The sequence below is a fragment of the Luteimonas composti genome (assembly GCF_042678665.1).
GTDB lineage: Bacteria > Pseudomonadota > Gammaproteobacteria > Xanthomonadales > Xanthomonadaceae > Luteimonas > Luteimonas composti.
Genome location: NZ_JBHTKU010000001.1, coordinates 700,828 through 713,984, shown reverse-complemented (window position 1 = coordinate 713,984; position 13,157 = coordinate 700,828). Strand labels below are relative to the sequence as shown.

Here is a 13,157-nt window from a genome sequence, read left to right as displayed (position 1 = left end):
AGGGTCCCGCCATTATCGCAAAGCGATGCAGACGTTCCGTGGTTCGGTGAAAAAGCGCATGGCCTCGAGCCCGCCCTCCCGGCCCAGCCCGGACTGCCCGGTGCCGCCGAAGGGCGTGCGCAGGTCGCGCAGCATCCAGCTGTTGATCCAGACGATCCCCACGCGCAGGGCCGCGGCCAGGCGATGGGCGCGGTCCAGGTCGCGCGTCCACAGCGAGGCGGACAGGCCGTAGTCCACGGCGTTGGCCAGCCGCAGCGCCTGGGCCTCGTCGTCGAAGGCCTGCACGGTCGCGACCGGGCCGAAGATCTCGATGCGGTTGGTGTCCGCGTCCGGGCCGAGCCCCTCGATCACGGTGGGTTCGACGAACCAGCCGGGCCGGTCCAGCGCATGCCCGCCGCAGAGCACGCGGCCGCCTTCCTCGCGGGCCCGGGCCAGCGCCGCCACGACCTTGTCGAAGTGGGCCTGCGAGACCAGCGGCCCGAAGCGCGTGTCGGGGTCGACCGGGTCGCCGACGCGCAGCGCGCGCACGCGCTCGACGAAGGCCTCGGTGAACTGGCGCGCGATGCCGCGCTCGACCAGGAGGCGCGAGCCGCACAGGCAGATCTGGCCGCTGTTCTGGAACGCCGATCGCACCAGGGTATCGAGGTGGTCCTGCCAGTCGCTGTCGGCGAACACGATCGTCGCGTTCTTGCCGCCGAGTTCCAGCGACACCTTCTTCAGCTGCGGCGCCGCCAGCGCGGCGATGCGCCTGCCGACGGCGGTACTGCCGGTGAACGAGACCGCACGTACATCCGGGTTCGCGACGATCGCCTCACCAGCCTCCGGGCCTCGGCCGTGGACGATGTTGAGCACGCCGGCCGGCAGCCCGGCCCCTTGGGCCAGTTCGCCGAGCATGGCCGCGCTCAGCGGCGTGACTTCCGACGGCTTGGCCACGACCGCGTTGCCTGCCGCCAGCGCCGGCGCGATCTTCCAGGTCAGCAGGTACAGCGGCAGGTTCCAGGGCGAGATGGTGGCGACCACGCCCAGCGGCTGGCGCAGGGTGTAGTTGAGGCCGGCCTGGCCGTGGTGCGACTCGCTGGCGAACTGGGTGGCGGCGTGGGCGAAGAAGCGCAGGTTGGCCACCGCGCGCGGGATCTCGATTTCGCGCGCCAGCGCGATCGGCTTGCCGGCGTCGCGGGATTCGGCCTGCGCGAACAGTTCGGCCTGCGCTTCCAGCGCGTCTGCCAGCCGCTCCAGGCAGCGCGCCCGGGCGTCGTTGGGCAGCGCGGCCCAGCCCGGCGCGGCGGCGCGGGCGGCGTCGACCGCGGCCTCGACGTCGCGCGCATCGCCATCGGCCACGCTGGCGAAGATGCGGCCGGAGGCCGGCTCGTGCACGTCCAGCCAGCGGCCGGAGGCCGGTTCGCGCGTCTCGCCCCCGATCAGGTGCAGGCAGCGTTTCATCGCCCCAGCTTACTCCGGCAGCCGGGCGCGGGCGTCGCGAGGCTCAGTGCTGGCAGCCGGGGCAGGCGTACATGCGCCGGCCTGCCGCCTGGCTGCGCAGGATTGGCGTGCCGCAGCGGCGGCAGGGCTGGCCTTCGCGGTCGAAGACCTCGAAGCGGAAGCCGCCGGGCGTGTCGGTGAGGTAGTCCTCGCGCATGCCGCGCGCCGGCTCGATGCCGCGGGTGCGATAGCTGCGGCGCGGCACCGCCAGCAGCGCCGCGGCGAGTCGCGTGCGCTCGCCGGGATCCAGGTCGGCCGGCCGCCGGCCAGGCGCGATGCCTGCGTCGAACAGCACTTCGGCGCGCAGATAGTTGCCCATGCCGGCCAGGAACCCCTGGTCGAGCAGCAGTCCATCGAGCCGGCGCCGCGCGAAGGCCGGAGCCTGCAGCCGCGCCTCGACCGTGGCGGCGTCCAGGCCCGGATCGAGTACATCCGGCCCCAGCCCGGCCAGGAACGGATGCCGGACCAGGTCCTCGTCGCGCCACATCGCGATGTCGGAGGCCGAGTAGAGCAGGATCGCGCGCTCGGCGGTCTCCAGTGCCACCCGCAGCGAGCGGGACGTCCGCGGCCGTTCGCCGGCGGCGCAGACCCGCCACACGCCGTAGAGCTGGTTGTGGCTGTAGAGCGTCCAGCCGTGGTCGAAGCGGGTCAGCAAGGCCTTGCCGTGCGGCTGGATCGACACCACCCGGCGCCCCGGCAGATCCTCGGCGAAGCGCTGCAGCGCCGGGAACGCGAACCAGGCCGACACCAGCGGCCGCCCCACCACGGCCTCGGCGAGCCGGTCGGCGGCGCGGCGGATTTCAGGACCTTCGGGCATTGGCAGGGGGATTCGGGGTTGGCGAGCGGTGATTGGTGATTGGTGATTGGTGATTCGAAGAAAAGCGGAGCGTATGTGCCTGTGCTTTCCAATCATCAACGCCCGTCACCCGCCACCCATCCCGATCCCGATCCTCAAATCGACTGCATGCGGCCGCCGTCCACCGCCAGGCTCACGCCGGTGACGTAGGCCGCCGCGGGCGAGCACAGGAAGGCGATCACGCCGCCGGTCTCCTCCGGCCGCGCCATGCGCCCGACCGGCACGCTGGCCAGCATCGACGCCAGCACCTCCTCGCGTGAGCGGCCGCTGGCGGCGCTGCGCTCGCGCAGGATCTGGTCGATGCGGGCGGTGTCGGTATAGCCGGGCAGCACGTTGTTGACCGTGATTCCCCCAGGCGCGAGTTCGCGCGACAGGGTCTTGGCCCAGCTCGCCACCGCGCCGCGGATCGTGTTGGACACGCCCAGGCCGGCGATGGGCTCGTAGACCGAGGTCGAGACCACGTTGACCACGCGTCCCCAACCGGCCGCACGCATGCCCGGCGCCACGGTCTGAACCAGGGCGTGGTTGGCCAGCAGGTGACGGCCGAAGGCATCCAGGAACGCGGCTTCGCCTGCATCGAGCACCGGGCCACCGGGCGGGCCGCCGGTGTTGTTGACCAGGATGTGCACGGGCGCTTCGGCGGCGAGCCCGGCCACGGCCTCGCGCAGCGCCTCGCGCATGGTCACGTCGGCGGCCAGCAGGCGGTGGTGCTGCGCGCCGCCGCGGGGCAGGGCATCGACCACGGCCTGCAGCGCCGCTTCGCGCCGCGCCAGCACGGTGACGTCGGCGCCGAGCAGGGCCAGTTCGCGGGCGGCGGCACGGCCGATGCCTTCGGAGGCGCCGCAGACCAGGGCGTGGCGGCCGGTGAGATCGAGATCCATGGGGTCTCCTGTCAGTCGGTGCGGGTCGCCTCGCGTGCGCGCATCAGGCCGGCGACGGCGCGGCTGCGCGCATCCAGGCCCTCCAGCGCATCGGCGACCGCGGCGCGGTTGGCGGCGGGATGGTTCTGGCTGAGCTTGAACTTCAGCGCGATCCGTTCGGGTTCGAAGCGGAAGCCGACGATGCCGCGCAGCTGCCGGCGGTGGTCCTCGCGGCCGGGCTCGAAGCGCCAGTCCTGCCCGACTCCGGCCTCGAAGCAGTCGCTGAGTCGCGACACCAGGTCGGCCAGCGCCGCCTCGTCCTCGCAGGTCCGCAGTTGGCCGGACAGGTGGGCGACGGCGTAGTTCCACGTCGGCACCCGAGCGGCCGCCTCCTTGTCCGGATACCAGCCCGGCGAGACGTAGGCATGCGGCCCGTGCACGATCATCAGCGCCGGCCCGGCGTGCGCGGCCTGCGGATTGGGCTTCGCCCAGTGGCCTTCGACCAGCACGCGCTCGCCGTCGCGCCGGTAGAGCACGGGCAGGTGGCTGGCGAACGGCGCGCCGTCGGCGTCCGTGGTCACCAGGGTGACGAAGGGATCGGCGGCCAGCAGCGCGTCGAGCTGGGACAGGTCGGTTTCGGCGAAGGCCCGCGGTGCGTACATGGCCCGATCTTAGGGCATCGCACGGCCGGGGCCTCCGGCTGGACTCAGGCCCGCTTGCCCAGCGACTGCACCATGCGCGCGCGCAGCGCGGCCTCGTCGCCATCGGCCGGCGGCGCCAGCTCGGCCAGCGAGAAACCGCGCTCGAGCGCATCGTCCTCGTCCAGGCCGTCGAAGGCGACGAAATCGGCGTCCATCAGCATCGACCGCGCGGTGTCCTCGCTGTCGTAGACCAGGGTGTTGCCGTCGCTGTCGAACACCTCGGCGGTGCCGGCCTCGCGCACCCGCAGGCGCGCCCAGACCACGGTGCGGCCCAGGCTGGCCAGCCACCACTGCTCGAGGACAGGGGGAGGGGAGGATTCGTTCACTTCAGCACCAGGGCCCAGAGCCAGAGGATGGCCGACGCGGCCAGCGCGGCGAGGATGACGAAGGCGGCGATGCGTGCGGGCGTGGCCAGCCCGGTGAACTGCGCGTCGCGCACCTCGCGGTAGCCGCCGCCCAGCAGCCAGCGCAGCGACCTGCGGCCGAGGAAGGGGCCGGGGCCGAGGCCGGCGTGGACCTCCGGGTGGCGGTCGCGCAGGTGCACCAGCGACAACGGCCAGAAGATCACGAACGCGGTCAGGCCGCCGATCGCCACGCCGATGAAGCACAGCGCGGCGAACAGCACGATCGGTTCGGACAGCAGCATCTCAGTACTCCGCGTTGCCCGGCGCGCGCGGGTAGGGGATCGCGTCGCGGATGTTGGACAGGCCGCAGACGTAGACGATCAGGCGCTCGAACCCGAGGCCGAAGCCGGCGTGCGGCACCGTGCCATAGCGGCGGAAGTCGCGGTACCAGGCATAGTGCTCGCGGTCGAGGCCGAACTGGTCCATGCGCGCGTCCAGCACGTCCAGGCGCTCCTCGCGCTGGCTGCCGCCGATGATCTCGCCGATGCCCGGCGCCAGCACGTCCATCGCCGCGACGGTCCGGCCGTCGTCGTTGAGGCGCATGTAGAAGGCCTTGATGTGCTCGGGGTAGTTGGTCACCACCACCGGGCGGCCGACGTGCTGCTCGGTCAGCCAGCGCTCGTGCTCGGTCTGCAGGTCCAGGCCCCATTCGACCGGGAAGTCGAACTTCTGCCCCGACTTCTGCAGCAGCGCCACCGCATCGGAATACTCGATGCGCTCGAACGGCGCGTTGATGAACTTCTCCAGCCGGGTGATCGCGTCCTTCTGCACGCGCTCGGCGATGAAGGCCATGTCGTCGGCGCGCTCGTCCAGCACCGCGCGGAACAGGAACTTGAGGAAGTCCTCGGCCACCCGCGCGTCCTCGGCCAGGTCGGCGAAGGCGATCTCCGGCTCGATCATCCAGAACTCGGCCAGGTGGCGCGTGGTGTGGCTGTTCTCGGCGCGGAAGGTGGGGCCGAAGGTGTAGACCTTGCTCATCGACAGGGCGAAGGCCTCGACGTTGAGCTGGCCGGACACCGACAGGAACACCTCCTTGCCGAAGAAGTCGCGCGAGAAATCCACCTCGCCGCGGTCGTTGCGCGGCAGGTTGGCCAGGTCCAGCGTGGACACGCGGAACATCTGCCCGGCGCCTTCCGCGTCGGAGGTGGTGATGACCGGCGTGTTGATCCAGTAGTAGCCGTGCTGGTGGAAATAGCGGTGCGCGGCCTGCGCCAGGCAGTGGCGGATGCGGGTGACCGCGCCGAACAGGTTGGTGCGCGGGCGCAGGTGCGCCACCTCGCGCAGGAACTCGAGCGAATGCGCCTTGGGCTGGATCGGGTAGGTTTCCGGATCCTCCACCCAGCCGACCACCTCGATCGACTCGGCCTGGATCTCGAAACTCTGGCCCTGGCCCTGCGAGGCCACCAGGGTGCCGCGGGCGATCACCGCGCAGCCGGCTGTCAGGCGCTTCACCTCGTCCTCGTAGTTGGGCAGGGTGGCCGGCGCGACCACCTGGATCGGTGCGAAGCAGGAGCCGTCGCTGACGTTGACGAAGCTCAGCCCGGCCTTGGAATCGCGCCGGGTGCGTACCCAGCCGCGGACCGTGACTTCGCCGCCGGCGGGGATCCTGCCCGCGAGCGCGTGTTCGACGCTGGAAACCGTCATGCCTTGAATCCTGGGGAGAGGGGGCCGATATCGGAACGCACAGTTTAACGCGCCGCCGCGCGCCGACACCGCGCCTGCACCGGCCCCACGCTAGAATCGACGCCATGCCCATCCAGCTCACGCCCGCCGCCTTCGACCGCGTCCGCCAGTTCCTCGACGGCAGCCCGGACGCCATCGGCCTGCGCTTCGGGGTCAAGCGCACCGGCTGTTCGGGCTGGGGCTACGAAGTCGAGCTGGCGCGCGAGGCGCGCGCGGGCGACAGCGTCAGCGAGCAGGACGGCGTGCGCATCTATGTCGACGCCAGCAGCCTGCCGATGGTCGACGGCACCACCATCGACTTCGTCCGCAAGGGCCTGAACCACGAGTTCGTGTTCGACAACCCGCGCGCCGCCGCCGAGTGCGGCTGCGGGGAAAGCTTCACGACCGACGCCGACCGCGTGGCCTGAGCCGGCGGGCCGGGCCCGGCCCGGCCGGGGCCGGCGGCTGCCCTTGCCCGCAAGTGCTTGATCCTCCATAATGCGCGGCTCCCTTCGGCCTGCCGGGGGGAGTCCCTTGCTCCACCGCGGCCGCCAGGCTGTCGGGGGGCTGTCCTGGGCCGCCCGACCGGGCGCCCGATACCCGAAAGGAAACACCGATGCGTCACTACGAAATCGTGTTCCTGGTCCACCCGGACCAGAGCGAACAGGTGCCGGCGATGATCGAGCGTTACAAGACGCTGATCGAGAACGGCAACGGCAAGGTCCACCGTCTCGAGGACTGGGGCCGCCGCCAGCTGGCCTACCCGATCGAGAACCTGGTCAAGGCCCACTACGTGCTGCTCAACATCGAAGCCGGCCAGGACGTGCTCAACGAGCTGGTCGAGGGCTTCCGTTTCAACGACGCCATCCTGCGCCACCTGGTGATGCGCCGCGACGAGGCCGAGACCGAGCAGTCCCTGATCATGAAGAACAAGGACGAGAAGGGCGACAAGCCCGAGCGCACCGAGCGTCGCCGCCGCGACGACGAGGAAACCACGTCCACCGACGGCGACGGCAGCAAGGCCGAATCGACCGAAGCCGCCTGAGGAGCACTCACATGTCCAAGTTCTTCCGCCGCCGCAAGTACTGCAAGTTCACCGCCGAGGGCGTCAAGGAGATCGATTACAAGGATCTCAACACCCTGCGCCAGAACCTCACCGAGAACGGCAAGATCGTGCCGAGCCGCATCACCGGCACCAAGTCGCGCTACCAGCGCCAGCTGGCGCTCGCGGTCAAGCGCGCGCGTTTCCTCGCGCTGATCCCGTACACCGACAACCACAACGTCTGATCGCACGCCCCCAGGGGCGCGTCCCGTCCCCGCCGGGGATGGAGGCGGGGGCCGGCCTGGCCGGCTCCCGCGTCATGTCGATCCGTCCGATTCGGACAGCAAGCCGTTGCGGCGCGTTTCCCGCCGCTAACGAATACGGAGCAAGAAAATGGAACTGATCCTCCTGCAGCGCGTCACCAACCTCGGCAACCTCGGCGACAAGGTCACCGTGAAGCCGGGCTACGGCCGCAACTACCTGGTCCCGCAGGGCAAGGCCGTGCCGGCCACCGCCGCCAACCTGGCCGAGTTCGAGGCCAAGCGCGCCGAATACGAAGCCAAGGCCCAGGCCATCGCCGACGAGGCGCAGGCCCGCCTGGCCAAGCTGGAAGGCGCGAGCGTGACCATCTACGCCAACGCCTCCACCGAGGGCAAGCTGTACGGCTCGGTCGGCCCGCGCGACATCGCCGAGGCCCTGACCAAGGCCGTGGCCCCGGTCGAGAAGTCGGAAGTGGTGATGGGCGAAGGCCCGCTGCGCAACACCGGCGAGTTCGAGGTGGTGATCCACCTGCACGCCGACGCCGAGACCACGGTGAAGGTGGTCGTCGAGCCCGAAGCGGCCTGATCGCCGCCACCGGCTGGACCCGCGACAGGCGCCGCAAGGCGCCTGTCCTGTTTCCGGCCCCGCCGCCCGCGTGGATGCGGGCGCCTTCGCGACGCCCCGGATGCGTCGCGCCGCCTGCGACGCCGGCCGCGCAGGCTTATCCACAGCTTGTTCCGTCGCGTGCCCACAGGCGCGGCCGCTAGGATGACCGGCCGCATGCCGCAGGTGCATGCGCCCGTTGCCAGGAGTGACCCGCCCGATGTCCGCACGCCCCGGCTTCCGCCAGGACCAACGCAGCGAACCCCGCATCGACCAGCTGCGCGTGCCGCCGCAGTCGGTCGAGGCCGAGCAGGCCGTGCTCGGCGGGCTGATGCTGGCGCCGGAAGCCTTCGACCGCGTCGCCGACCTGCTCAACGACAAGGATTTCTACCGGCGCGACCACCAGCTGATCTACCGCGCGATCCGCGAACTCGCCGAGAAGGACCGCCCCTTCGACGCGGTCACGCTCGGCGAGTGGTTCGAATCCAACGGCCTGTCCGAGCAGGTGGCCGGCGGCGCCTACCTGGTGGAACTGGCCAGCACCACACCGTCGGCGGCCAACATCAAGGCCTATGCCGAGATCGTGCGCGACAAGGCGGTGCTGCGGCAGCTGATCGAGATCGGCACCGAGATCGTCAACGACGGCTTCCAGCCCGAGGGCCGCGAAAGCGCCGAGATCCTGGCCAAGGCCGAGCAGCAGGTGTTCGCGATCGCTGAGGCCGGCTCGCGCGGACGCCAGGACTTCACCCCGATCAACAAGGCCATGGCCGAGGCCTTCGACGTGCTGCAGACGCGGCACGCCAACGGCGGCGGCATCACCGGCCTGCCGACCGGCTACACCGAGTTCGACCAGATGACGGCCGGCCTGCAGCCGACCGATCTGATCATCCTGGCCGCGCGCCCGGCCATGGGCAAGACCACCTTCGCGCTCAACATCGCCGAGTACGCGGCGATCAAGACCAAGAAGGCGGTGGCGGTGTTCTCGATGGAAATGTCGGCCAGCCAGCTGGCGCTGCGCCTGATCTCGTCCAACGGGCGGATCAACGCCACCCGCCTGCGCACCGGCCAGCTCGAGGACGAGGACTGGAGCCGCGTGACCAGCGCGATCCGGATGATCAAGGAAACCAAGATCTTCATCGACGACACGCCCGGCCTGTCGCCGGACGTGCTGCGCGCCAAGGCGCGCCGGCTCAAGCGCGAGCACGACCTCGGCCTGATCGTGATCGACTACCTGCAGCTGATGGCCGTGCCGGGCAACAGCGAGAATCGCGCCACCGAGATCTCCGAGATCTCGCGCTCGCTCAAGGGCCTGGCGAAGGAGCTCAACGTCCCGGTGATCGCGCTGTCGCAGCTCAACCGCTCGCTGGAAACGCGTACCGACAAGCGCCCGGTGATGGCCGACCTGCGTGAATCGGGCGCCATCGAGCAGGACGCCGACATCATCATCTTCATCTACCGCGACGAGTACTACAACAAGGAAAACTCGCCCGACAAGGGCCTGGCCGAGATCATCATCGGCAAGCAGCGTAGCGGCCCGACCGGATCGGTGAAGCTGAAGTTCTTCGGCGAGTACACGCGCTTCGACAACCTGGCCCACGATTCGGTCGGCAGCTTCGAGTAGCGGGCCCATGCGCCGGCCACGGCCAGCGCGCGATGATGGGGCATGGCGCCGGCCGCGGATATGATGCGCGGCATGTCGCGCCCGCCCGGCCATCTCCACGTTCCAGCCGCCCCGGACGGCGACCCGGCGCGGCTGCCTTCGCCGGCCGCGGTGGGCCGGCCCAGCCGGATCCTGGTCGACCTCGACGCCATCGCCGCCAACCATCGCGCCATCGCCGACCACGTGCGCGTGCCGGTGATGGCCATCGTCAAGGCGAACGCCTATGGCCACGGCCTGGTGCCGGTTACCCGGCACCTGGAGGCGGCGGGCGCCACGCGGCTGGGGGTGGCCTTCGTGGAGGAGGGCATCGCCCTGCGCCAGGCCGGCGTGACGCTGCCGATCCTGGTGATGGGCGGAATCTTCGGCCCGCAGGTGGCGCAGTTCATCGTCCACGACCTGGAGCTCACCGTGTCCTCGCTGTCCAAGCTCGGGCAGGTCGAGGAAGCGGCACGGACGCTGGGCCGCCGCGCGCGCGTGCACCTGAAGATCGATACCGGGATGGAACGCATCGGCGTGCACGCCGCCTCGGCCGGCGCGCTGGTCGAGGCGGCGGTGCGGTCGCCGTGGTGCGAGACCGTCGGCGTGTACTCGCACCTTGCCTGCGCCGACGATCCCGACTCGCCGATGACCGCGCTGCAGCTGGAGCGTTTCCTGGAGGCCTGCGCGCACTTCGACCGGCTGGGCGCCCCGATGCCGCTGCGCCACCTGGCCAATTCCGGCGGGGTGCTGCACTTCCCCGGGACCTGGCTGGACATGGTGCGTCCCGGCATCCTGCTCTACGGCGTGCTGCCCGATCCGGCCTCGAGGCCGGTGGTCGCGCTGCGGCCGGCGCTGTCGCTGGTCTCGCAGGTGGTGTACTTCAAGGTGGTGCGCGCCGGCAGCACCGTGGGCTACGGTGCAACCTGGACCGCCGCCTCGGATACACGCGTGGTGACCGTGCCGGTGGGCTATGGCGACGGCTGGCCGCGCGCGCTGTCCTCGCGCGGCGAGGTGCTGATCCGGGGCCGGCGCCATCCGCTGGCGGGGCGGGTATGCATGGACCAGTTCATGGTCGACATCGGCGCGCACAGCGCATGGAACGAGGACGAGGTGGTGCTGGTCGGGCGGCAGGGCCCGGAGGCGATCAGCGTCGAGGACGTGGCGCGCTGCGCCGGCACCATTCCCTACGAGATCCTGGTCCAGCTCAACGAACGCATTCCGCGCGAGTATCGCGGCGGCGCCGACTCCGCGCATTGACACCCGACAGGCAGGATCCCGCGACATGGCCAACGCGCTAGTGTGGTTCCGCAACGACCTGCGGCTGGACGACCAGCCGGCCCTGCGCGCCGCGCTCGACGCCGGCCAGGTGCCGGTATGCGTCTACATCCACGCACCGGACGAGGAGGACCCCTGGCGGCCGGGCGCGGCGTCGGACGCATGGCGCCACCGTTCGCTGGCGGCGCTGGACGCCGACCTGCGCGCGCGCGGTTCGCGCCTGCGCATCTTCAGCGGACCCAGCCTGGAGGTGCTGGGCAGCATCGCGGCGGCCTGCGATGCCGAGGCGGTGTACTGGACGCGCCGCTACGAACCGGCCATCGAACGACGCGACGCGCAGATCAAGCGCAGCCTGCGCGAGCAGGGGCTGCGCGTGGAGAGTTTCAACGGGGCGCTGCTGTTCGAACCCTGGACCCTGGCGACGAAGCAGGGCGGGCCATACCGGGTGTTCACGCCGTTCTGGCGGGCGGCGCTGGCCGACTGGCGCGCGCCCGCGCCCTGGAACGCGCCGGCATCGCTGCCCGACCTCGATGGCGATCCCGACGGCATTCCGCTTCCGGCACTGCGCCTGGCGCCGGGGCGCGGCTGGGATGCGCTTTTCTGGGAGCACTGGACGCCGGGCGAAGCGGGTGCGCGCGAGGCGCTGGAGGTGTTCTGCGACGGCGCCCTGCACGGCTACCGCGAACAGCGCGAGCGGCCCGACCGCGTTGGCACCTCGCGCCTGTCGCCGCACCTGCACTTCGGCGAGATCGCGCCCTGGCGCGTGGTTGCCGCGCTGGAGGCGCACCGCCGCGCCGGAACCGGCGCGGAGATCGACGCCTTCATCCGCCAGCTGGGCTGGCGCGAGTTCGCCTGGCACCTGCTGCACTATTTCCCGGCAACGCCGGCGCACAACTTCAATCCGCGCTTCGACGCCTTCGCCTGGGCGCGGCCCGAGCAGCGTCTGCTCGACGCCTGGCGCCATGGCCGCACCGGCGTGCCGATCGTCGACGCGGGCATGCGCGAGCTGTGGCAGACCGGCTGGATGCACAACCGCGTGCGCATGGTCGTGGGCAGCTGGCTGTGCAAGCACATGCGCCAGCACTGGCGCGAAGGCGCGCGCTGGTTCCACGAGACCCTGGTCGACGCCGACCTCGCCAACAACACCCTGGGCTGGCAGTGGGTGGCGGGCACCGGCGCCGACGCCGCGCCGTACTTCCGGGTGTTCAATCCGGTGATCCAGGCGCAGAAGTTCGATCCCGACGGCCGCTACATCGCGCGCTGGCTGCCCGAACTGGCGCCGCTGCCGCCTCCGATACGCCATGCGCCGTGGCGGGACGCGGCACGCGTCCGGAGCGCGGCCCCGGGTTATCCGTTGCAGCCGATGGTCGACCTGGCGCGTGGTCGCGAAGCGGCGCTGGCGGCATACCGGGCGATGGGCGAGGGCGATTGACGGGGCCCGGACAGCGGGTGTCCGGCGTTTCCTGAACGGATTTCAAGGGGGCCCTTCACGTGGCTCGAGTCCGTCACCCACCGTTGTCGTTCAGCATGTTTTTCTGTGCGCCCCATTGATGACGCGGGACAGCCGCCCGCAGGAGACGCCCCATGCGCAACAAGACCGCGATCGCCATTTCGGCCATCCTCGCCGGCTCGATGCTGGCCGGCTGCGCGACGTATACCGGCCAGACCAGCGCGCCCGACGATCCGAACCGCACCCGCAACAACGCCCTGATCGGCGCCGGCATCGGCGCGGTCGCCGGGCTCCTGAGCGGCCGCGACGCCACCGAGCGCCGCCAGCGCGCCATGGTCGGCGCGGGCGTGGGCGGCCTCGCCGGCGGCGCCATTGGTGCCTACCAGGACCGCCAGGAAGCCGAGCTGCGTCGCCAGACCGCCGGCACCGGCATCGAGGTCGACCGCGAAGGCGACACCATCAAGCTCAACCTGCCCGACGGCGTGACCTTCGATTTCAACCGCACCGAGCTCAAGCCGCAGTTCTACCCGGCGCTCAACAACGTCGCCGCGACCCTGCGCGAGTACAACCAGACCATCGTCGAGGTCAGTGGCCACACCGACAACATCGGCACCGCGGCGGTCAACCAGCGCATTTCCGAGCAGCGTGCGCAGAACGTGGCCACCTACCTGATCGGCCAGGGCCTGCAGCGCGAGCGCTTCGAAGTGGCGGGCTTCGGCTTCCGTTTCCCGGTCGCCGACAACTCGACCGAGCAGGGGCGTGCGCTCAACCGGCGCGTCGAGATCCGGATCGTGCCGCTGCAGGGCTGAACCAGCGCGCCGCTTGCCTGGAACGGGGCCGCTGATGCGGCCCCGTTTTCGTTCGGGTCGGCGATGCCGTGGTCCGGGACGCCCGTCGCGTCATCCGTGCCGCTTTGCGCCGCGCC

At 70.9% G+C, this 13,157-nt stretch carries 15 protein-coding genes; 8 read left to right on the top strand and 7 right to left on the bottom strand.

Features of this window, described 5'->3' with window-relative positions; all coding sequences use genetic code 11:
* Nucleotides 1-12 precede the first annotated feature (12 nt).
* The 7 genes from ACFQ2D_RS03330 to asnS all read right to left on the bottom strand — a co-directional run bounded on the left by ACFQ2D_RS03330 (nucleotide 13) and on the right by asnS (nucleotide 5,944).
* The gene (locus tag ACFQ2D_RS03330; protein ID WP_280940899.1) at nucleotides 13-1,440 is read right to left on the bottom strand and encodes an aldehyde dehydrogenase; all 1,428 of its coding nucleotides are present in this window, start codon (nucleotides 1,438-1,440) and stop codon (nucleotides 13-15) included.
* A 43-nt stretch (nucleotides 1,441-1,483) separates the two neighbouring features.
* Nucleotides 1,484-2,296: an endonuclease VIII gene (gene nei / locus ACFQ2D_RS03325; RefSeq protein ID WP_280940900.1), complete on the bottom strand. Its 813-nt coding sequence runs from the start codon at nucleotides 2,294-2,296 to the stop codon at nucleotides 1,484-1,486.
* Nucleotides 2,297-2,430: 134 nt separating this feature from the next.
* Complete coding sequence (locus ACFQ2D_RS03320; protein WP_280940901.1) at nucleotides 2,431-3,216, bottom strand: SDR family oxidoreductase; 786 nt, start codon at nucleotides 3,214-3,216, stop codon at nucleotides 2,431-2,433.
* An 11-nt stretch (nucleotides 3,217-3,227) separates the two neighbouring features.
* Nucleotides 3,228-3,857: an FMN-binding negative transcriptional regulator gene (locus ACFQ2D_RS03315; RefSeq protein ID WP_280940902.1), complete on the bottom strand. Its 630-nt coding sequence runs from the start codon at nucleotides 3,855-3,857 to the stop codon at nucleotides 3,228-3,230.
* Nucleotides 3,858-3,901: 44 nt separating this feature from the next.
* The gene (locus ACFQ2D_RS03310; protein ID WP_280940903.1) at nucleotides 3,902-4,222 is read right to left on the bottom strand and encodes a hypothetical protein; all 321 of its coding nucleotides are present in this window, start codon (nucleotides 4,220-4,222) and stop codon (nucleotides 3,902-3,904) included.
* Nucleotides 4,219-4,524 carry a hypothetical protein gene (locus ACFQ2D_RS03305; protein ID WP_280940967.1) on the bottom strand — a complete coding sequence of 102 codons (306 nt, stop codon included), beginning with the start codon at nucleotides 4,522-4,524 and terminating at the stop codon, nucleotides 4,219-4,221. Before ACFQ2D_RS03305 ends, ACFQ2D_RS03310 begins: the two co-directional genes overlap by 4 nt.
* Nucleotides 4,525-4,543: 19 nt before the next feature.
* Nucleotides 4,544-5,944 (bottom strand): asparagine--tRNA ligase, encoded by a 1,401-nt coding sequence (asnS, locus tag ACFQ2D_RS03300; protein WP_280940904.1) that lies wholly within the window; start codon nucleotides 5,942-5,944, stop codon nucleotides 4,544-4,546.
* A 104-nt stretch (nucleotides 5,945-6,048) separates the two neighbouring features.
* On the opposite strand from asnS, the gene ACFQ2D_RS03295 reads away from it, so the two are divergent.
* The 8 genes from ACFQ2D_RS03295 (at nucleotide 6,049) to ACFQ2D_RS03260 (ending at nucleotide 13,041) form a co-directional block, all read left to right on the top strand.
* Nucleotides 6,049-6,390: a HesB/IscA family protein gene (locus tag ACFQ2D_RS03295; protein WP_280940905.1), complete on the top strand. Its 342-nt coding sequence runs from the start codon at nucleotides 6,049-6,051 to the stop codon at nucleotides 6,388-6,390.
* Nucleotides 6,391-6,578: 188 nt separating this feature from the next.
* Complete coding sequence (gene rpsF, locus ACFQ2D_RS03290; protein WP_280940906.1) at nucleotides 6,579-7,007, top strand: 30S ribosomal protein S6; 429 nt, start codon at nucleotides 6,579-6,581, stop codon at nucleotides 7,005-7,007.
* Nucleotides 7,008-7,018: 11 nt separating this feature from the next.
* Nucleotides 7,019-7,249 (top strand): 30S ribosomal protein S18, encoded by a 231-nt coding sequence (gene rpsR, locus ACFQ2D_RS03285; protein WP_280940907.1) that lies wholly within the window; start codon nucleotides 7,019-7,021, stop codon nucleotides 7,247-7,249.
* Nucleotides 7,250-7,397: 148 nt separating this feature from the next.
* A complete protein-coding gene (gene rplI, locus ACFQ2D_RS03280; protein ID WP_280940908.1) occupies nucleotides 7,398-7,850 on the top strand; it encodes a 50S ribosomal protein L9 in 453 nt (150 codons plus the stop codon).
* Nucleotides 7,851-8,058: 208 nt separating this feature from the next.
* Complete coding sequence (locus tag ACFQ2D_RS03275) at nucleotides 8,059-9,489, top strand: replicative DNA helicase (protein WP_280940909.1); 1,431 nt, start codon at nucleotides 8,059-8,061, stop codon at nucleotides 9,487-9,489.
* A 72-nt stretch (nucleotides 9,490-9,561) separates the two neighbouring features.
* Nucleotides 9,562-10,764: an alanine racemase gene (alr, locus tag ACFQ2D_RS03270; protein ID WP_280940910.1), complete on the top strand. Its 1,203-nt coding sequence runs from the start codon at nucleotides 9,562-9,564 to the stop codon at nucleotides 10,762-10,764.
* 25 nt (nucleotides 10,765-10,789) lie between these two features.
* A complete protein-coding gene (locus ACFQ2D_RS03265) occupies nucleotides 10,790-12,214 on the top strand; it encodes a cryptochrome/photolyase family protein (protein WP_280940911.1) in 1,425 nt (474 codons plus the stop codon).
* Nucleotides 12,215-12,366: 152 nt separating this feature from the next.
* Nucleotides 12,367-13,041 (top strand): OmpA family protein, encoded by a 675-nt coding sequence (locus ACFQ2D_RS03260; RefSeq protein ID WP_386795522.1) that lies wholly within the window; start codon nucleotides 12,367-12,369, stop codon nucleotides 13,039-13,041.
* Nucleotides 13,042-13,157: the final 116 nt, after the last annotated feature.